Source organism: Streptomyces sp. NPDC002870, from assembly GCF_042888505.1.
GTDB lineage: Bacteria > Actinomycetota > Actinomycetes > Streptomycetales > Streptomycetaceae > Streptomyces.
The window spans coordinates 28,761-47,229 of sequence record NZ_JBIAPW010000025.1 but is presented as its reverse complement, the minus strand read 5'-3'; the positions used below and the strand labels follow the sequence as shown (position 1 = coordinate 47,229).

General features: G+C 68.4%; 15 protein-coding genes and 2 pseudogenes. 4 read left to right on the top strand and 13 right to left on the bottom strand.

The window, feature by feature from the left end:
• Positions 1-7: 7 nt before the first annotated feature.
• The 3 genes and pseudogenes from ACFYWY_RS26395 to ACFYWY_RS26385 form a co-directional block, all read right to left on the bottom strand.
• A pseudogene (locus tag ACFYWY_RS26395) lies at positions 8-148 on the bottom strand (dihydrofolate reductase); the annotation flags it as partial.
• A 195-nt stretch (positions 149-343) separates the two neighbouring features.
• Complete coding sequence (locus tag ACFYWY_RS26390; protein WP_389190498.1) at positions 344-1,267, bottom strand: glutamate ABC transporter substrate-binding protein; 924 nt, start codon at positions 1,265-1,267, stop codon at positions 344-346.
• Between the two features lie 78 nt (positions 1,268-1,345).
• A pseudogene (locus ACFYWY_RS26385) lies at positions 1,346-1,534 on the bottom strand (amino acid ABC transporter ATP-binding protein); the annotation flags it as partial.
• 204 nt (positions 1,535-1,738) lie between these two features.
• Here ACFYWY_RS26385 and ACFYWY_RS26380 point away from each other — a divergent pair.
• On the top strand, positions 1,739-2,245 hold the full coding sequence (locus ACFYWY_RS26380) for a GNAT family N-acetyltransferase (RefSeq protein ID WP_389190497.1): 507 nt from the start codon (positions 1,739-1,741) through the stop codon (positions 2,243-2,245).
• A gap of 295 nt (positions 2,246-2,540) precedes the next feature.
• Positions 2,541-3,980, top strand: a complete 1,440-nt coding sequence (locus ACFYWY_RS26375; RefSeq protein WP_389190496.1) for a DUF1996 domain-containing protein — start codon at positions 2,541-2,543, stop codon at positions 3,978-3,980.
• A 123-nt stretch (positions 3,981-4,103) separates the two neighbouring features.
• On the opposite strand, the gene ACFYWY_RS26370 is transcribed toward ACFYWY_RS26375, so the two are convergent.
• The 7 genes from ACFYWY_RS26370 to glpK all read right to left on the bottom strand — a co-directional run bounded on the left by ACFYWY_RS26370 (position 4,104) and on the right by glpK (position 12,469).
• Positions 4,104-4,412, bottom strand: a complete 309-nt coding sequence (locus ACFYWY_RS26370) for an SCO5918 family protein (protein WP_389190495.1) — start codon at positions 4,410-4,412, stop codon at positions 4,104-4,106.
• Positions 4,413-4,467: 55 nt separating this feature from the next.
• Entirely contained in the window at positions 4,468-4,866 is a 399-nt protein-coding gene (locus ACFYWY_RS26365; protein WP_389190494.1) for a CBS domain-containing protein, read from the bottom strand.
• 58 nt (positions 4,867-4,924) lie between these two features.
• Entirely contained in the window at positions 4,925-6,472 is a 1,548-nt protein-coding gene (locus ACFYWY_RS26360) for a DEAD/DEAH box helicase (RefSeq protein ID WP_389190493.1), read from the bottom strand.
• A 354-nt stretch (positions 6,473-6,826) separates the two neighbouring features.
• Entirely contained in the window at positions 6,827-7,030 is a 204-nt protein-coding gene (locus ACFYWY_RS26355; protein ID WP_069775160.1) for a cold-shock protein, read from the bottom strand.
• Positions 7,031-7,462: 432 nt separating this feature from the next.
• Positions 7,463-7,810, bottom strand: a complete 348-nt coding sequence (locus ACFYWY_RS26350; RefSeq protein ID WP_389190492.1) for a MerR family transcriptional regulator — start codon at positions 7,808-7,810, stop codon at positions 7,463-7,465.
• Between the two features lie 899 nt (positions 7,811-8,709).
• The gene (locus tag ACFYWY_RS26345) at positions 8,710-10,197 is read right to left on the bottom strand and encodes a UDP-N-acetylmuramoyl-L-alanyl-D-glutamate--2,6-diaminopimelate ligase (RefSeq protein ID WP_389190491.1); all 1,488 of its coding nucleotides are present in this window, start codon (positions 10,195-10,197) and stop codon (positions 8,710-8,712) included.
• A gap of 754 nt (positions 10,198-10,951) precedes the next feature.
• Entirely contained in the window at positions 10,952-12,469 is a 1,518-nt protein-coding gene (gene glpK / locus ACFYWY_RS26340; RefSeq protein WP_389190490.1) for a glycerol kinase GlpK, read from the bottom strand.
• A 481-nt stretch (positions 12,470-12,950) separates the two neighbouring features.
• On the opposite strand from glpK, the gene ACFYWY_RS26335 reads away from it, so the two are divergent.
• Positions 12,951-14,234: an MFS transporter gene (locus tag ACFYWY_RS26335; RefSeq protein ID WP_389190489.1), complete on the top strand. Its 1,284-nt coding sequence runs from the start codon at positions 12,951-12,953 to the stop codon at positions 14,232-14,234.
• A gap of 120 nt (positions 14,235-14,354) precedes the next feature.
• Here ACFYWY_RS26335 and ACFYWY_RS26330 read toward each other — a convergent pair whose 3' ends face one another.
• Both ACFYWY_RS26330 and ACFYWY_RS26325 read right to left on the bottom strand, forming a co-directional pair.
• Positions 14,355-14,753 (bottom strand): SHOCT domain-containing protein, encoded by a 399-nt coding sequence (locus ACFYWY_RS26330; protein WP_389190488.1) that lies wholly within the window; start codon positions 14,751-14,753, stop codon positions 14,355-14,357.
• A 256-nt stretch (positions 14,754-15,009) separates the two neighbouring features.
• A complete protein-coding gene (locus ACFYWY_RS26325; RefSeq protein ID WP_389190487.1) occupies positions 15,010-15,468 on the bottom strand; it encodes a DUF5709 domain-containing protein in 459 nt (152 codons plus the stop codon).
• Between the two features lie 1,002 nt (positions 15,469-16,470).
• Between ACFYWY_RS26325 and ACFYWY_RS26320 the strand changes: the two genes are divergently transcribed.
• A complete protein-coding gene (locus ACFYWY_RS26320; protein ID WP_389190486.1) occupies positions 16,471-17,286 on the top strand; it encodes a hypothetical protein in 816 nt (271 codons plus the stop codon).
• 378 nt (positions 17,287-17,664) lie between these two features.
• Here the strand turns inward: ACFYWY_RS26320 and ACFYWY_RS26315 are convergent, their stop codons facing one another.
• Positions 17,665-18,345: a TetR/AcrR family transcriptional regulator gene (locus ACFYWY_RS26315; RefSeq protein WP_389190485.1), complete on the bottom strand. Its 681-nt coding sequence runs from the start codon at positions 18,343-18,345 to the stop codon at positions 17,665-17,667.
• Positions 18,346-18,469 lie beyond the last annotated feature (124 nt).

Sequence of the window (18,469 nt, the reverse complement as noted above, 5' to 3'; positions counted from 1 at the left end):
CCGCGGTGTCGGCGGTTGGCCAGAACCCGGCCATGAGTTCATAGGTGACGCGCCCCATCAGGAAGGCGCCCATCGTCCTGAGCTGCTCGTTGAAGTGGCTGTGCAGCTCGTCGTCGACCAGGTGCCAATCGATCATCGAGGAGGTTCCGGCATGTCCGCGCCTCCGGCGAGCGCACCGCCGTCGAACTCGGGCGCGCCACGCCCTGCCCCTGGCTGAGCACGGCATCGGCGCCGCACTTGCCGCACGCCAAAGCCGCACCGGGGCTACGGTCTTCGCGTTCTCGAAGCGCCTACGAGGGTGGCCGCGCCGTCGAGGTAGGTGCCCGATGGGCCGTCCGCACCGTCAGTAGCGCTCGACCATCGACGCCCCGCCGTATCGGGAGCCGGACAGACCAAGCGTCGCGTCGTACGCCCTCTTGTGATCGCCGTTCTTGTCGTGCGCCTCGATGGCGTCCGAAATCGCGTCACGCAGCGCCTTGTCATCCTTGTTCATGCCGATGCCGTAGGGCTCCTCGGTGAACGGGCTCCCCACGACCTTCAGCTTCTCCGGGCGCTGGGCTGCGTAGCCCATGAGGATGGCATCGTCCGTGGTGACGGCATCGACCTTGTCGTCGAGCAGTTTCTGAACGCACTCGTTGTACTTGGACGTTTCGACGGTCGTGGTGTTGTAATCGGGCTTCTTGATCTCCTTGATCGCGGTTGAGCCCTTGACCGAGCAGACCGTCTTGCCCTGAAGGGAGTACGGACCGCTGATCGTCCCGTCGTTCCGGCGGACCAGCAGGTCGGCGCCCGCCGTGTAGTACGGGCCGGCGAATCCCACTTTCTTCTTGCGCTCGTCGTTGATCGTGTACGTGCCGACGTACAGGTCGACCTCGCCCGCGGAGATGGAGGCCTCGCGGTTGCGGGTGTCGACCGTTTTGAACTCGATCATTTCCGGTGAGAACCCGAGGTCGGCGGCGATCATCTTGGCGATCTCGATGTCGAAGCCGGACCGCTTGCCGTCTGCGTCCTCGAATCCGAGGAACGGCTGGTCGTTCTTGGCGCCGATGATGAGCTTGCCGGCCTTCCGGGCCTTCTTCAGGGTCGGAGAGTCGATCTTGACGTTCTTGGCGACCTGGTAAGTGGGCAGCGTCGGCTGGTCCCCGCTGTCCGAGCTACCGGTGGGCACGTCACCGGCACTGCCGGACTCGCTGTCACAGGCGGTTGCCGTGAGGGCGACCGCAAGCACGGCGATCGCCGCGAGTGCGGCGGACTTGCAGGGCTTCATCGTGAAACATCCTTCGTATCAACAGCTTCGGCAGACTCGACGGTTGGGGGCAAGGGCGTCGCCGCAGGGCCTCGCGCGTCAGGCGTGCAGGATCCTGGACAGGAAGTCCCTGGCCCGGCCGCTGCGCGGGTTGCTGCAGAACTCATCCGGCAAAGCCTCTTCGACGATCTTGCCGTCGGCCACGAGCACGACCCGGTTCACGGCGGACCGTGCGAAGCCCATCTCGTGCGTGACGACGATCGTCGTTGTCGCGTCGCGCGCGAGCTGCGTAGGGAGGACAGTAAGGACTCGACCGTCACGCCGTCATTACATCTGAGGAGAACTTGAGCATCACAGTCCGGCTACGGCCAGGCATCTCCGGCCTGGACCTGGGCTGCGTGCCAGGCGCACCTATCTCGGTCCAACGGAGCGCGCCGACCCACCGCCACACCTCCGCACTCGCCCGAGGCGGAGAATGCGTAACGTTCTCCCATGCCCGCACTGCAGCGCCTTCGCCTCGACCACGCCCCCGCCCTACTCGCGTTCGAGCAGGAGAATCGGGCCTACTTCGCGGCGTCGATTCCGGACCGTGGCGACGACTACTTCACCCATTTCGACGCCCGGCACAGTGACCTGCTCGCCGAGCAGGCCGCCGGGCTGCACTTCTTCCACGTGCTTGTGGGCAGCGGCGGGGAGGTGCTGGGGCGGGTCAACCTGATCGATGTGGCAGACGGTTCTGCCGAGCTCGGGTACCGGATCGCCGAGAAGGCCGCCCGCCGAGGCCTGGCCACGACCGCCGTCCACCAGACATGCGCCCTTGCTGCTGCCGAGTACGGTCTGACCTCGCTGCGGGCCGTGACGACGCTGGACAACGCGGGCTCGCGAGCCGTGCTGGACCGTACGGGATTCCTACCCACCGGCGAGATTCTGCTGGGCGGTCGCCCGGGGATCACCTACGTACGGGACTTGAGCGGGCCGTTCGGGGCCCCCGTCGCGTGATGATGCCGTGCAGGTCGTGGCCGCGCCCGAACCGCTCAGAGGCACGACCCCTGCGGGCAGCAGGGCCTCTCGATACCCGCCTGGCGCGCCACGGACTTTCAACCATCTTCAGTACCTGCTGAGCAGAACCGTGGTCGTTTCCGTATCTCTCGGTGCTGTGCTGTGCCTCCTCCCGAGGGGGCGAGGGCACGGCTGACTCGGCCGAGGGCATCAAGTCCCCGGTGTGCGAAGGCAATCAAAAAGGGGCGGACTTGTGAGGTACAGACAGAGACACAAGCGGTCCAGATGGATCGGCATGACAGTCGCCGCCGTGGCAGCCATGGCCGTGGGGGGCGGGGCTCTCCTGATGACCGACAACAGCGCCTCGGCCAGCCGGGAGTCCGCGAAAGCCGCGCGTCAGCAGGCGGCGGCGCAGGCGCCGATGACCATCAACTGTCCTGACGTCGCAGTCCGTTTGTCGAGTGTGCCGCAGGAGGCTCGGCCCGCTGTGGACAATGAACTGGCGCAGATGGACACCCAGGTCGCAGATGCCTACGGGCAACTCGCCGCAGGCGGCGCGAAAGCCGACCAGAACTGGGTGCGCACGCAGGTGCTGGATCCGCTGTCGTCCCAGCGCCGCAGCACGCTGGACCGCATCGCGGCCGAAATCGACCGGGTCTCGACCAGCCCGCAAGGACTGGAATCGCTGGCGTCCTGCACGGTCAAGCGGGACGACGTGGCCCCCGCTTCCGCGTCCGGGTCCGACGCCGCGGCTTCCGGCGCCCCCGCTCCGGGCGCGGCTGCTCCTGGCGCCGCTGCTCCGAGCGCCCCTGCCCCGGGTGCGTCCGCTCCGGCTGCAGGCGGTCAGGCGCAGACCGGTCCCCGAAGGTCGGACTTCGTGGACATCCGTAAAGTACGGCCCAATGTCGCCAACCCCCGCGTACAGGGCAGTGCCTCCCGTGGCACCTTCAAGTCGCGCTGCGGACGCAACGAGAACAAGCACTTCAACCCCGACAACGTGATCGTCGCCCCGGGCGTCAGCAACGGCGCGCACCACATGCACGACTACGTCGGCAATCTCGAGACCGACGCCTTCTCCAGCAATGACGACCTCGCCACCGCCGGGACGACATGCACCAACGGAGACCGCTCCACCCACTACTGGCCGGTCCTGCGACTGCGCAACGGAAAGAACGAAGGTGACGTGAACCTCCCCGGCGGAGGACAGGACGGGAACGTCGGACGCATTCTGCAGCCCGCTTCAGTCCAACTCACCTTCCGCGGCAGCCCCGTCAGCAAAGTCACGGCGATGCCCACGTTCCTGCGCATCATCACCGGCGATGCCAAGGCGTTCACCAACGGAACGGCCAACGCCAACGCCTCATGGAGCTGCACCGGCTTCGAGAACCGACAGCTGAAGGACAAGTATCCGCTGTGCCCGCGGGGCAGCGATGTGGTGCGTACGTTCAAGTTCCAGAGCTGCTGGGACGGCCAGAACACCGACAGTGCGAACCATCGCACGCATGTGGCCTTCGCCCGGGCCAACGGCTCGTGCCCCAAGGGATTCCGGGCCATCCCGCAGTTGGTCCAGCGGATCACGTACAAGATTTCGCCCGGCTCGGTGTTCGCCGTGGACAGCTTCCCCGAGCAGTTGCACAAGCCGGTCACGGACCATGGTGACTTCATCAACGTGATGTCCTCGTCGCTGATGAGGAACGCAGTGAGCTGTATCAACAACGGACGTAGGTGCGGCTGACGCCCGGAGCCGGGGCACTTCCGGGACCCAGTTCCCGAAACAGCCCCCACAACTGATGCGGGCCCGACCGGTTTGCCGGTCGGGCCCTCAGTCGTGTCCGGTCTCAGTCCCCGCCGGTCCCGGTCACATGTGCGCGGTTGTTCCGAGCTGTGCTGACGCCGTCTCGAGCGGGCTCAGGACGGGTGCTGGGACGACCGCGGGGGCGGTGTGGCAGGTGAAGCCGAGACGCGTCAGGGCCCTGGTCATTTCACCGGTGGTGAAGTCGCGGCGATCCTGCCTGGTGATCACTTCGCCCACCTGCTTGACGGGGAAGGTGCGGCGGCCGATGGTCACGGACTCACCGGTGACGGGTTCGGGCTTGATGCCGGTCATCGATGCCTGAACATCACTCTTGACCAGGTCGAAGGGGAAGCGGGCGATTACGCAGCGCATAGTGCCTCAACAGGGTTGGAGGGAAGGGCGGGCACGGAATGCCGGCCGGGGGAGATCAGCGTGTGAGGGTGAGGACGCCGAGGATGTATCCGTCCTCGTCGACCACAGGTGAGGCACCGAGCTTTCGGGCCCGCATGGCGTATTCCGCTTCGAGCAGCGACGTTTCTGACAGGGTGAACGGTCCCCGGTCGTGCACGATGTCCCGCAACCGCGTGTCCTCGGAGTACCAGGAGCCGCTGCGGTACGCGGTGAGCTGGGCCCGGGAGACCAGACCGGCACAGCGGTCGTCCTCACCGCGGACGATCAGGTGCCCCTCGCCGGCGCCGATGAGGACGGACAGAGCGTCATCGACGATCATGTCATCGCCGACCTGCGGTCCCGGTGAGGACATGGCGTCGGCGGCGGTCAGCCCGATGCGGTCCGTCCGGCGCGGCTGCGTGAGAATCAGCGTCAATGGACACCTTCCGTGTTCGGTGGATCAATGGGTCGCGGCGACGGCCACGGCTGCGATTTCATGCGGCGCTTGTGAACGAGGACGGGCGCTTCGCGGTGCCGGCCCGCCCCTGGGACGAAGCGGGGGAGCGGCGGGCCTGGGCGCTGCGGCTGCGCCGGCCACCGTTGGAGGAGGCGTTGCGCTTGGGGCGCTCCACCACCGGTGCCGCAATGGTGACGGGAACACCCGAGGGCGCCTGGGCGCCGGTGATCCGGCTCAGTTCGGCCTCACCGGAGCGGACCTGGGCGCTCTGCGGCGTGATGCCGGCGGCGGCCATCAGGCGGGTCATGTCACGGCGCTGGTTGGGCAGCACCAGGGTGACGACGCTTCCCGACTCGCCGGCTCGGGCAGTGCGGCCGCCGCGGTGGAGGTAGTCCTTGTGGTCGCTGGGCGGGTCGACGTTGACGACCATGTCGAGGTTGTCGACGTGGATCCCGCGGGCCGCGACGTTGGTGGCTACCAGCACAGTGACGTGGCCGGTCTTGAACTGGGCGAGAGTGCGCGTGCGCTGGGGCTGGGACTTGCCGCCGTGCAGCGCAGCGGCCCGTACGCCACTGTGCAGCAGGTGTTTGGTGAGCTGGTCCACGGCATGCTTGGTGTCCAGGAACATGATCACCGAGCCGTCGCGGGCTGCGATCTCGGTGGCGGTGGCGTACTTGTCGGAACCGTGGACGTGCAGTACGTGGTGCTCCATCGTGGTGACCGTGGCTGCCGAGGGGTCGACGGAGTGGACCACCGGGTCGTGCAGGTACCGGCGGACCAGGAGGTCGACGTTGCGGTCCAGGGTGGCGGAGAAGAGCATCCGCTGACCCTCGGGGCGTACCTGGTCGAGCAGTTCGGTGACTTGGGGCATGAAGCCCATGTCGGCCATCTGGTCGGCTTCGTCCAGGACGGTGATGCCGACACGGTCCAGACGGCAGTCGCCGCGCTCGATGAGGTCCTTGAGCCGTCCCGGCGTCGCGACGACGACCTCGGCCCCGCCGCGCAGGGCTCCGGCCTGCCGGCCGATCGACATGCCGCCTACGACGGTGGCCAGCCGCAGCCTCAGCGAACGGGCGTACGGGGTGAGCGCGTCGGTGACCTGCTGGGCCAACTCCCGTGTGGGAACCAGGACCAGAGCCAGCGGCTGCCGGGGCTCTGCGCGCTTGCCCTCGGTTCGGGCCAGCAGGGCCAGGCCGAAGGCGAGGGTCTTGCCCGAGCCGGTGCGGCCGCGGCCCAGAACGTCCCGGCCGGCCAGAGTGTTCGGAAGAGTTGCGGCCTGGATCGGGAACGGCACGGTCATGCCCTCGGTGCGGAGCGCCGCCAGCAGGGGCGCGGGCATGTCCAGGTCGGCGAATGCCGCGACGGCGGGCAGCGCCGGGGTGATGGTGACGGGGAGCGCGAACTCCCCCTGCAGTGCGGCGGGACGGCGTCCGTAGCCGCCGGAGCGGCTGGGGGCACCCGAGCGGCCCGGGGCGCCCTGGCGTCCCTGCGACTGCGAACGGAAGCCGCCGCCCTTGCCGGAACCGGCGGTACCGCCCTTGCGGGTGCGGGAGTAGCGGTCGTTCGTGCGAGCTGTGCGGTTCAATGCAAACCTTCCTCGATGCGGCACGCATCCAGGAATTCTCGGCAGCAATGAGCGGCATGGAGAATTGCGAGAACGAGCCGAAGCAAAAGCGAAGTCCGGCCGCCGTCGAAAAAGACGGGGACGGATGCGTCAAAATGACTGACATGCACCGCAGTGACTGGGATGCAAAATCATGGGGATCGGGCGGACCTGGGTCCGGCAGGAGCTATGTGGGCGGATCGTCCGCCGTACGGTGAGGAAAAGTATTGCGTCTCGCCGTATGTGAGGTCGCTGCGGTATGGCCGGCCCGGGGAATGCAACGAGCCGGGGTCCGCACCCCAAGGTGCGGGCCCCAGCTACGTCTGCGCGTCAGCGTCAGGCGGGGACGATGTTCTCCGCCTGCGGGCCCTTCTGGCCCTGCGTGACGTCGAAGTTCACCTTCTGGCCCTCCTGCAGCTCACGGAAGCCCTGGGCGGCGATGTTCGAGTAGTGGGCGAAGACGTCAGCGCCGCCGCCGTCCTGCTCGATGAAGCCGAAACCCTTTTCCGCGTTGAACCACTTGACGGTGCCAGTAGCCATGTCATATCTCCTTCGGGGCAGTGCTCGGGGCCCGCACTGTGCGAGCTCCGCGTCGCCGCGATGATTGCCCCGTCCGGAAAGAACTCCGGAAATACAAAAGTGCACGCTCCGGCGATGAAACCGGCACGGGCACTTGAAGTCTCTGGGAACCACAACTGCAACTGAGAACAACGGTAGCACGGCGCGAGCGACCGGGCGCGGCGAGTAATATCACTCTGCCCGCCGCGCCATAAACCCTCATCGCACATTGCCCGAATATCTGTGCCTGCGGCAATAGATATTCGGGTGCGCGTAACCCGTCTGGGCGGAACGGGCTGCGCGGCCGCCGCCGCGTCGGGCATGCGAACGCGAGGCCTGTCCGGGCGTCCCGCGCCCCGGGGCGAGGCCTCGCCGATGCTCAGGAGTCAGTGGGGGAGTCAGTGGGGGAGTCAGTCAGGAGCCGGCGACTCCGCCGGAGTCTGCTGTGGGCCGGCGCAGTTCATCGTTGATTCGCAGGGCTTCCTCGAGCTGGTCTTCCAGAATGACGATGCGGCAGGCCGCGTCGATCGGCGTGCCGCCGTCGACGAGTTCGCGCACGCGAGCGGCGATGCGCAGTTGGTAGCGGGAGTAGCGGCGATGGCCGCCTTCGGACCGCAGCGGGGTGATCAGCCGGGCTTCGCCGACCGCCCGGAGGAAACCGGGTGTGGCGCCGATCATCTCGGCGGCGCGTCCCATGGTGTAGGCGGGGTAGTCGTCGTCATCGAATCGATCGGTGGTGTTCGGCGGGGTTTCTGGGGGCATTTGCACCTCTTTCTGGAACGCGTCGAGGGGCCCCAGTGCGTACACACCGGGGCCCCGAGGGGTATCAACACCATCTGCCGGCGCTGTGCGCTGGCTTTCGTATTCCGCGTGTCCGTCCTTGAGACCGGATGTGCGGGGATCGCGAGTGTGTGACCGGGGACCACCTTCCAATCGGGGTCTGCGGTACCCGGGCGAACCGGATCCTCGCCCGGGCGATCCTGATGGCGTCTGCTCCTCTCTGATTCGTCGGGTCGTACTGCTCTGAACATTCGGTGCTGCAGGGCGACCCCGGGGGCCGCCCGGCCCGGTCATCAGACCTGAGATCTTCTTGCACTTCGTGACCCCAGGACTCCATGGCCGTGCCGTGTACTGCTCGCGCCGGTTCGTCTCTGGCGCGTATCGCTGACTTCGTCAGCTACGGAAGAAACTCTAGCCATGCCGAGTCTCAATTTCTACCTTTGACGCGACAGATTTTCCGGGGCCAGGAGAGAAATTATCTTCGCACTGCCGCCGTTCCGGGGAGCCGGGGCCACGGCTTCGCGGTGAGCTCCGGGCGGCGTGCCCGCCCCCGCGGGCTACCACCGGGTTCCCGCCCCATGGGGTCTCAGCTGCGGATTTCCTTGCGGCGCCCCCGCCGCGGACAGCGATCTTGCGGGACTCGGCCTGATCGGCGGCCGGGGTACGCAGCCTGAGGACGCCGGCGTCGTAGGCCGCGTCGAAGGCGTCCATCGGCATGGCCGTCGGCCTCGCGGGGGCCACCCTTCGGGTGAGGCCGACTGAGGCGGTGTGGTGCAGCCTCGTCAAGCTGCCGCACGCAGCCGGGCAGTGATCTGCCGGCCGGTGCACTGCGCCGGTTTCGCACAGCCGTCGTGCGGCGGCCGGCATGCAGTACGTAACTGCTACTGCCGAGCGGCGAGTTCACGCACCGTGGCCATGTCGCTGAACGCCAGCAGCTGCTCGCCGACGATCTGGTACGGCTCACTGCCCTTCCCGGCGACGAGGACGATGTCGTCACATCCGGCGATGGACAGGGCGAAGTCGATGGCCTGGCGGCGGTCCGCGCACCGCTCGAAGCGCGTCCCGGTCGCCACCAGGCCGGGCGTGATCTGGTCCAGGATCGCCTCGGGGTCTTCGTAGCGCGGGTTGTCGGAGGTGAGTACAACCATGTCGGAGAGGGTCCCGGCGATCTCACCCATCTGCGCGCGCTTGGTGGTGTCCCTGTCGCCGCCGCAGCCGAAGACGGTGATGACGTCTCCCGTAGCGAATTCCCGGATGGCGGTGAGCACCTTCTCCAGCGAGTCGGGGGAGTGGGCGTAGTCCACGATCACGGATGTACCGCCGGCGGTCTGGAATCGTTCGAACCGTCCGGGGACCGGCGGCATCCGGTCGAGTGCGGCGACCAGCCCGGCCAGGTCGTGTCCCAGAAGGTGGCAGGCCGCCACGGTGGCCAGCGCGTTGGCCACCGAGAACCGCCCCGGTACGGGGATCGCCGCCGGGTACTTGCTTCCGGCGTGCTGGAGGGTGAAGCGCGTTCCGAAGGCGTCCATGCTCAGGTCGGTCGCCCGGTAGTCGGCCTCGGCGTCGAGGGCGTAGGTCGTGACCGCGCCGGGCATGATCGCGCCGATTCCCGCTCCCACCGGGTCGTCCGCATTGACTACTGCGCGTCGGCACAGCCCCTGGAACAGGCGCAGCTTGGCATCCCGGTAGTTCTCCATGGTGCCGTGGTCGTCCAGGTGGTCCTGGGTGAGGTTGGTGAAGATGCCGACGTCGAGGAAGGCGTGATCCACCCGGTGGGTCAGCAGGCCCATCGACGTGGCCTCCAGGACCACGGTGCCCACCTTGCGGTCGCGCATATGTCCCAGCAGGTACTGGAAGTCAGGCGACTCCGGGGTGGTCAGCACTGATCTCGGCATGGGGATCAGCTCATCGCCGATGCGGCTGCCGGCCGTCCCGATCACGCCCACCCGCGCGCGTTCGGCGATCCGCAGCACGGACTCCACCATGTACGACACCGAGGTCTTCCCGTTGGTGCCGGTGACGGCCACCATGTCCATCTCGCGCCCGGGCTCGCCGTAGTAGCGGGAGGTGACGACCGCGGCCGCAGTACGCGCGTCGGGGACCTGTACGACGCACACTCCGGCCCCGGTGACCTGTACCGCCGCCGGCAGGTCGGCCATCGAGGCGTCGACGAGCACCGCCACGGCGCCGCGCGCCAGGGCGGGGCCGACGGCTTCGGGGCCGCCTTCGCGGTGACCGGGCACCGCGATGAACAGGGACCCCGGCGAGACGCGATGGGCGTCGAAGCACGTTCCCGCGGTGATGTGCGTCTCCGGATCGCCCAGGAGGACCTCGTGGTCGTGCCCGGCCAGCAGTTCGCTCAACTTCACAGGAGGTCCTCTCGGGGGTGCGGGCAGGGTCGGCCGTCGCCGGCAGTGGCGAAGGCACGTCGAGCAGCCGCGGGAATGGTGCGGGGATGCGGGGTGGTGAGGGCCAGGCAGTGGCGGGGTGTCCCCGGAAACCGGAAGAACCGCAGAAATCAGGAAGAAAGTGGGCGCGAGTGCCGGAAGGCTCCGCGGGCGGAGAATGAGGATCGGACCCCCTGGTCCGACAAGAAGCGGCTAGCCGTGGCCGTGCAGCGCGCGGCAGCGAGCCCTGGGCGCCGTGGGGCACAGCGATCTTGGGGCACCTCGCAGGCACTCCCTCATCGCATGTGTGCAACCCATGGGTGGAGTGTACGTCGCGCAGAGCGGCCCGGACCCCGCCCGTGGGCACCGCGCCGCGCGCATGGCGTGGCTGGGGCCGCTCACTCCACGGCACTGTCACCGTCGCTGTCACCGGGCCGACCGCCTGCCGCGGGGGAGTGGCGGCTCTGGACGATGGACCTGAGCTGCGTGCACGCGGCAGCGACCGTGCGTCTCGGACACGGCCGTTGGGCACGAACTCCTCGCGTATGTGGGCCAAACGGGTTCGGCCACTGCGTGATGCCCACTCATGCCCTGTGCACTGCGCAGGTCAACGCCGTACAAGCGCCACGAGCCGATGACCGTTCCAGACCTCTGTGCGGGGTGCCTTCCCCGATGTCCAGGCCCTCGCGGAGCAGGGTGATCTGCTGGCGAGGGCCTGACCGCGCGCCGACTGGGCCTATTCGACCTTGGCCCAGTCGAGCGTGCGCTCCACCGCCTTCTTCCAGCCCGCGTATCCTTCCGCGCGCTGTTCCTCGGACCAGTCCGGCTCCCAGCGCTTGGACTCCTGCCAGTGGGTGCGCAGTTCGTCGGTGTCCTGCCAGAATCCAGTGGCCAGACCGGCGGCGTAGGCGGCACCGAGCGCGGTGGTCTCGGCGACGACCGGCCGGCTGACCGGTACGCCGAGGACATCGGCCTGGATCTGCATGCACAGGTCGTTGGCCGTCACGCCGCCGTCGACCTTGAGCACGTCCAGATGGACGCCGGAGTCCTGTTCCATGGCCTCCACCACGTCGCGGCTCTGGTAGCAGATGGCTTCCAGCGCGGCCCGTGCCAGGTGGCCGTTGTCGTTGTACCGGGCGAGGCCGACGATCGCGCCGCGGGCGTCGGAGCGCCAGTACGGGGCGAACAGGCCCGAGAAGGCGGGAACGAAGTAGATGCCTCCGTTGTCCTCGACCGTGCGTGCCAGGGACTCGCTGTCGGCTGCGGTCTTGATGATCTTCAGCTGGTCACGCAGCCACTGCACCGCGGACCCGGTGACCGCGATGGAGCCCTCCAGGGCGTAGATCGCCGGGCTGTCGCCGAACTGGTACGCCACGGTGGTGAGCAGGCCGTTCTGCGAGCGGACCAGTTCGGTGCCGGTGTTGAGCACCAGGAAGTTGCCGGTGCCGTACGTGTTCTTGGCTTCGCCGGGCGCGTAGCAGACCTGCCCGACGGTGGCCGCCTGCTGGTCGCCGAGCATCCCGGTGATGGGGATGGCGGCCCGCAGCGGCCGGGTGGTGCGGGTCTCGCCGAACGCCTCCCGGTGGGAGGACGGGCTGATGGTGGGCAGCATCGCCCGGGGGATGTCGAAGAAGCCCAGCAACTCCTCGTCCCAGTCGAGAGTTTCCAGGTTCATCAGCATGGTGCGGCTGGCATTGGTCACGTCAGTGGCGTGGATTCCGCCCTCGGGGCCGCCGGTGAGGTTCCACAGCACCCAGCAGTCCGTATTGCCGAAGAGGGCATGGCCCTGCTCCGCCGCCTCGCGGACCCCGTCGACGTTCTCCAGAATCCACTTGATCTTGCCGCCGGAGAAGTACGTGGCCGGCGGCAGGCCCGCCTTGCGGCGGATCACGTCACCCTGGCCCGAGCGTTCCAGGGCAGCCGCAATGGAGTCGGTGCGAGTGTCCTGCCAGACGATGGCGTTGTAGTAGGGACGGCCGTTGCGGGGGTCCCAGACGACGGTCGTCTCCCGCTGGTTGGTGATGCCGATCGCCGCCAGGTCGGACGGGGACAGATTCCCGTGCCGGAGGGCGTTCTGGATCACCGAGTTGGTGCGCTCCCAGATCTCCACCGGGTCGTGCTCGACCCACCCCGAGCGCGGGAGTATCTGGGCGTGCTCCAGCTGGTGCTTCGCCACCTCGTTGCCGTCGTGGTCGAAGATCATGAAACGGGTGCTGGTGGTTCCCTGGTCCACCGCGCCGACGAAGTCCGGCATGGCTGCCGCCTCTCCTGTGGGATGGGCTGGGTTGAGGCCTCACGCAGGGGGCCGGTCAGTCCTGGGGGGTCGGGACACGTCCGAAAGCTCGCCGACCAGCCCTGACCTTTTTAGCCGTTCCGCCATGGGAGCCCGCTTCCTGCCGGCTCAGGACCGGCCGTCGCTTGCCCGATTCCCCCAAGACGTCATCGTATGACGATCAAGTGGCAGCCGCATGTGAGGCGCTGTGGCCCCACGCCTGACCAGGATGAAGACCGAGGCCGACCCCGATCCCGCGCGCCTGCGTCCTCCGGCGAAGGGTGTCGTGCACGACCGCCTGCACGGGCGGCGCGTCGCGTAGAGCGCCGGCGAATGCCGCCGGGCCGCGGCGCCGGAAACCGTACCGGGCCGACTTGCCCAGGCCGCCATGAGGCGCGCATCAGAGTGGCGCGTACATGGAAAATGGCGGGCCTTCGTGCCCACGCCGCCCTACGCTCCTCGCATGGTCGAACTCGCCGATGACGAGCCCTTATCGGGCCGGTCACCCACGCTGCGGCGGGACCGGGACTTCGGCTTCTTCTGGGCCGCGCAGACCCTCTCGGTCATCGGGGACTCCTTCGCCCTGATCGCTCTGCCGCTGCTGGTGTTGCGCGAGACGGGGTCCATCGCGCAAATGGGCCTGCTGACCGCCGTGGCCGGCGCGGCCTCGGTTTTCGCCGGGGTCTTCGCGGGGATCGTGGTGGACCGGTTGGACCGCAGGACGCTCCTGATCGCCTGCGACCTCGCCCGCATGGTGCTGTACGCACTCATTCCACTGGCCTGGGCATTCGGCCCGCAGATCTGGCTGCTCTACGTAGTACTGCCCCTGGGCGAGGCCGTCGGGATGCTGTTCTCCGTCACGTACGTCACTGTCGTACGGGCCCTCGTACCCGGGGACCGCATCACGGAGGCCAACGGCAGGCTGAATGCTACAGCCGCAGCGGCCGGGGTTGTTGGCCCGCTGTTCGCCGGTGTAGTGGCGGCCCGGTTCGGCCCGGCGGCGGCCGTCGGCGTGGACGCGGCGAGCTTCGGCGTGTCAGCCGCCTGCCTGAGCTTCGTACGGTTCCGGGGCCGCACGCGGGCGGCGCAGGCGGGCCGACCCGGGGAAGGCGGGGAGGTTCGGCAGACGATGTGGAAGGACCTGCTCGCCGGGCTGTCCTTCCTGTGGCGGCACCCGGTGCTGCGGGCCCTGACCGTCTGTCTGTCCTTCTTCAGCTTCCTGACACTCGGCCTGAACGACCTGCTCATCTACCACCTCAAGCATGACCTCGCCCAGAGCGACAGCACGGTCGGCACTGTCTTCGCGGCCGGGGCGATGGGCACAATCACCGGAGCCCTGCTCGTGGCCCCGGTCCGCCGCAAGCTGGGCTTCGGCGCAACGTGGATCGGCGCCGTGGCGGTCTGCGGAATCACCCTGGCGGGCATCGGTTCGGCCAAAAGCGTGCCGGGCATCGCCGCCTTGACCGCCGCCTTCCTGGGCTCTGTCAGCATCGCAGGCACCTGCTCCATGTCCCTGCGACAGGAGGTGACTCCGGACCACTTGCTGGGACGGGTCACCTCGGCGTTCTGGACCATCCACTACTCGGCAGCCCCGGTGGGCGCGGTTGTTCTCACCTGGGCCGCGCAGCGCCACGGCACGGCGCCGGTGGGCCTGGCAGCCGGTGCATGCTGCCTGCTCATAGCGGCACTGGCGCTGCTCACCCCAGTCCGCCAGCCCCGTCCGGAGCGTTCGCGCGATCTCGCCTGACCGGCATCGCGCATCACAACCAGGGGGCGGTAATTGTGCCCCCACGGCAAGGAGTTGCGCCGGCCGGCGCCGCAGTCGCCGGCTTGTTCTCCGGCACCGTCCGAGCCTGCCGCCTCGTCCTCAGGCGAGCAGCTTGTCCTTCGCCTTCTGGAATTCCTCGTCGGTGAGGGTGCCCCTGTCCTTCAGCTCGGCCAGCCTGGCCAGTTCGTCGACGCTGCCCCGGCCCGTACGGCCGGGGCCGGCTGCGTCGCGGATGTACGCCTTGAGTGACTCGTCGGCCGCCTTGGCCTGCTGGATGTCACGCTCTCCCATGGACTTGCCGCGGACGATCACATAGACCAGCACGCCCAGGAACGGCACCAAGAGCACCAGGATCAGCCAGCCCGCCTTGAGCCATCCGCTGAGGTCGTGGCTGCGAAAGATGTCCGTGATGATCTTGAAGAGCAGGAACAACCACATGATCCAGAGGAAGAACCACAGCATGGTCCAGAAGAGATTGAGGAGAGGATAGTCGTCCATGATTCAGTCATAACATTGGATAGCGGACACTGCCCGCGGAAGGGCGAGCACCTCCGCACGGTGTGATCCGGATCGCCGGTGGCCAGCCGGACGGGGTCGCGATGCCGGACGGGGTCGCGATGGCGGAGTGTGCGCGGGCGACCCGGTCAGGCCGAGCGGTTCGAGCGCCGCTACGCGTCCCCGGCATCCGGAGGCGGACAAGCCGGACGTGCCACGGTGGGCGCTCGGTCGAGCCCTCAGCGCAGTCTGGTCCAGATCAGGGCTGCTCGGATTCCGGGATCAGATGCATCGCCGCCTCCTCCGCCGAGGCGGCGCCGTCAATACCGACATCGTTAGCGACCAGATCCTTCTCCTGGTCGGAGTGTGCCCCCTCGTCAGGGGCCACGAGCCGGCCGGCCCGCTCTTCCCCTACCTCTTCGTCGATGAGCTCGCCGTCGGTGTCCCAGGCGTCGCCCAGCCCGTCGCCCGCGGGAACAGTGACGTCCGGTGTCTCCTCGGCCAGCCGCTCATCAAGGCTCTCGCCCCGGCGCTGCTCCGCCGCGGTGGTGCCCACCCGCTCCACGGCCCACGGCCTCTCCGGCGGGGAGTACCCGTCCGAGAGGATCTGCAGCGCGGGATCATCGAGCGTGTCCTCGGCGTCCAGCAGCCCGGCATCGTCCTGCACCTCTGACCCGTCCGGCTGGTAGACCTCGTCGCCCATTGAGCTCTCGCTCATGTCTCCTCCTCACGGCCCGGTACTTCCAGTTTCCGCCAGGCTGCGGCGCCGGTCGCCCCGTGGGGCCAAGTAAGGGGCGCGGGGCGAGCTCCCCTCGTCCTGCCCCGCGTGCAGCTCTGCGCCACGGCCGCTCCACCAGAGGGCGTGCCCGTGCCGCGGTAGCCGAGGGGTGTGGCCCCGGCGTACCGCCTGCGGGCCGGTGCTGAGGGAACAATCGGGAGCCGCTTGCGGTTCTTCCGTACGTGGCTGCGGAGGGGACAGTGTCCCCGGGCCCAACTATTGTCCATGGGGAAGATCGTTCGGCTGAAGCCCCATGGAGCCATTCGCCGAGAGGCGACCGCCCTCCGCCAGTCACCACTTACGGCCCCGGCAGGCCTCCTCAGTCCTCAGCCGGGGCCCCTCTCGTACTGGCCGGCAGGTGCCACGGGAGGCAGGGCGGATGCCTTTGCGGGCAGGTACCGGAGCGTGGCGCCGCGACGCAGGCTCGACGTGACCGTGACCGTGACCGTGACCGTCAGACTCTCGACGCTGCCGTTGATGCCTGGGCCGCGGTGAAGGGGGCGTCAACGAGAGCGGTTTCGATGCGCAGTTCGCCATGGCGGGGCAGACTCGGCACCGGCTGCATCGCCAACGCCCTTTGCGCTGGGCGCATGCGGCCGCCCCAACCTCCAGCGGCTACAGCGCTGTGCTCCCATACGACACGATGTACTCGGCGACGCCCTTGTGCACCGGCCTGTCTCACAGGCTGATTCCGGCCCACTGAAGCGGGCCCCGCGCGACCGGCCCAGCGAACGCGCACGCCAAACTCACCAGTAGGCAACCTTCGCAGAAGCACCACAAGAGCTACGCGCAGCCTTCGACAGGTGCCGTTAGCGTTACTGTCCGCTCGATCCCGCGTGCGAACTCGAAACAGTCGCCGGCGTCCCTGGCGGCGCAGTCAGCACAGAAAGATCACGCATGGACTACTGCTCCTCATGCCGTCGGACCCTCAATGGGGCCCTGGTGTGTCCCGGGTGCGGTGCGTACGCCCCGGACATCGCCCCGCCTGTCCCTCACCTCGGTGACGCGGCTGCGAGGACCGCAACGACGCGGGAGGCATGGCGCACGGAGGAGTTCCCCGCCTCGGAGTCCTACGACGACCCTCGTTTCTCCGATGCCGCACCGTTCGGTACCGAGGCGTCCGAGGATGCGGTGGCGGACGCACCGGACGCCGGGCTCTCCAGTGGCTCCCAGCACGCGGCCCCCGCGGTGCAGGGCCGTGCGGCCCGGCGTCGTCAAATGGCGATGTGGAAGAAGAAGCAGCGTCGGGTCGCAGTCGTGTCGGCGGTCGCGCTCGTCGGCGGTGGGCTGACCGTCGCGCTGCTGCCGGACGGACCTTCGGCCGACCCCGCACACGCCGCCTCGGTGCCGGAGCCGGAAACCTCGGCCACGCCCCGGACGCACATCAGCGGCTCTGCGGCAGCGGAGACTGACGCCGGCGTTTCGCGGGATCACGGCACAACCACCAAGCCGACCAAGGCCACCAGCCCACCGCGGAGAGCCACGGGCACCGCGGCCACTACTCCGACGAGGCGCCTGCCGCAGAACACCACCGTCGTCACCGCCCACCCCACCGCGACGACGAGCCCGCGGCCCCACACCCCACCCGTGGCGGCCGACGGAGTGTCCGGCCCCGAGGCTGACTCACCGGCCCCGCAGACGACCCCGCCCGCTTCCGCCCCCGATAACGATTCCGCGGGGGACACGTCGCCTGCGAGCCCTGCGCCGACAGCGACATCACCGGGGCAGGTCTGCTTGCTTGTCCTGTGCGTCGGCTGATTCCAACCTGACCGCGGTGCCTGGCTGTTGGCTGTGAACGGCTCCTCCGACTGCGGGAGATGGGGACGCCGTGGGGCGTCGGCGACCAGTTCGCACGCCAGGCAGCAGAGGTACTCGAATCCGCCGGAGGCCTCAGGGCGGAGAGAAGACGCCCACCAAGGTGCGGGCGTCAGCGGCCCGCCGGAACGGCCGTGGCACAGTCGGTGCCCCCCGCCCCGTAACTCGCATAGCGCCGTCACTATGACCAAGGTCTTGGGACGTCACATGCCGACAGCAGGGACCAGCTGGGTCGAGGACGAAGGCGACGTCGGGGCGCCGCGATAGGCGTCGGCGGCGCGGCGCGCGCCGCCATCGGAGAGATCCACTGCCCAGACAACGTCAATCTCCGGTCCCGGCGCTGGTCCTCTCGAGCCCATCGAGGATCAGGTCGAGTCCGAACTCGAACTCGTCGCCGTAGTCGTAGCCGGGCCGGAGTACGCGCTCGGTCGTCAGCTCGGCCAAGTGCGGGTAGTCGTCAGGGCCGAACTGCGTGAGGATTGCCTGCGCCAACTCGGCGGTCTCATCTGGGGTGTCGAACGGCAGGCTCCGCTCCTGCAAGGCGAACCCGTAGATGTAGCTGTCGAGGGCCGAGAACGCGTGCGCGGTCAACTCGACGGAGAAGCCGGCATTCCGAAGGCATCCGATGACGGTGTCGTGATGCCGCAGCGTCGCCGGACCCGGCGAGGTCCGCGACTCCATCAGACCGATCGCCCAGCGGTGGCGCGACAGGGCTCGGCGAACCGAGATCGCCCGCTGACGCATCGCCGTCTTCCAGTCGTCCTCGCCTGACGGCAGATCGATCTCGCCGAAAACCACGTCGATCATGCCGTCAAGGAGATCGTCCTTGTTGGCCACGTGGGAGTACAGCGACATCGCCTCGACCCCGACCGCCTCGCCGAGCTTGCGCATGCTGAGCGCCTCGAGCCCGCTCTCGTCGGCAAGGGAGACAGCGGCGTGCAGTACTCGTTCCCGACTGAGCGGGGTGCGGGGCGACCGAGAGTCGGCGGTCCGCCTGGTCATCTGTGTGCTCCTTTCGTCAGCCTTGACAACCTTACGCCGTAAGCATATACCTTACGGCGTAAGCCCTCACCGAACCTGGAGTGTCACGATGCAGAGCAAGCAGCTCGACAACCCGAGAGAGCCG

Coding starts and splice junctions, on each gene's coding strand:
- ACFYWY_RS26390 (WP_389190498.1), bottom strand. CDS start 1,267: ATGAAGCCCTGCAAGTCCGCCGCACTCGCGGCGATCGCCGTGCTTGCG.
- ACFYWY_RS26380 (WP_389190497.1), top strand. CDS start 1,739: ATGCCCGCACTGCAGCGCCTTCGCCTCGACCACGCCCCCGCCCTACTC.
- ACFYWY_RS26375 (WP_389190496.1), top strand. CDS start 2,541: ATGACAGTCGCCGCCGTGGCAGCCATGGCCGTGGGGGGCGGGGCTCTC.
- ACFYWY_RS26370 (WP_389190495.1), bottom strand. CDS start 4,412: ATGCGCTGCGTAATCGCCCGCTTCCCCTTCGACCTGGTCAAGAGTGAT.
- ACFYWY_RS26355 (WP_069775160.1), bottom strand. CDS start 7,030: ATGGCTACTGGCACCGTCAAGTGGTTCAACGCGGAAAAGGGTTTCGGC.
- ACFYWY_RS26350 (WP_389190492.1), bottom strand. CDS start 7,810: ATGCCCCCAGAAACCCCGCCGAACACCACCGATCGATTCGATGACGAC.
- glpK (WP_389190490.1), bottom strand. CDS start 12,469: ATGCCGGACTTCGTCGGCGCGGTGGACCAGGGAACCACCAGCACCCGT.
- ACFYWY_RS26335 (WP_389190489.1), top strand. CDS start 12,951: ATGGTCGAACTCGCCGATGACGAGCCCTTATCGGGCCGGTCACCCACG.
- ACFYWY_RS26330 (WP_389190488.1), bottom strand. CDS start 14,753: ATGGACGACTATCCTCTCCTCAATCTCTTCTGGACCATGCTGTGGTTC.
- ACFYWY_RS26325 (WP_389190487.1), bottom strand. CDS start 15,468: ATGAGCGAGAGCTCAATGGGCGACGAGGTCTACCAGCCGGACGGGTCA.
- ACFYWY_RS26315 (WP_389190485.1), bottom strand. CDS start 18,345: ATGACCAGGCGGACCGCCGACTCTCGGTCGCCCCGCACCCCGCTCAGT.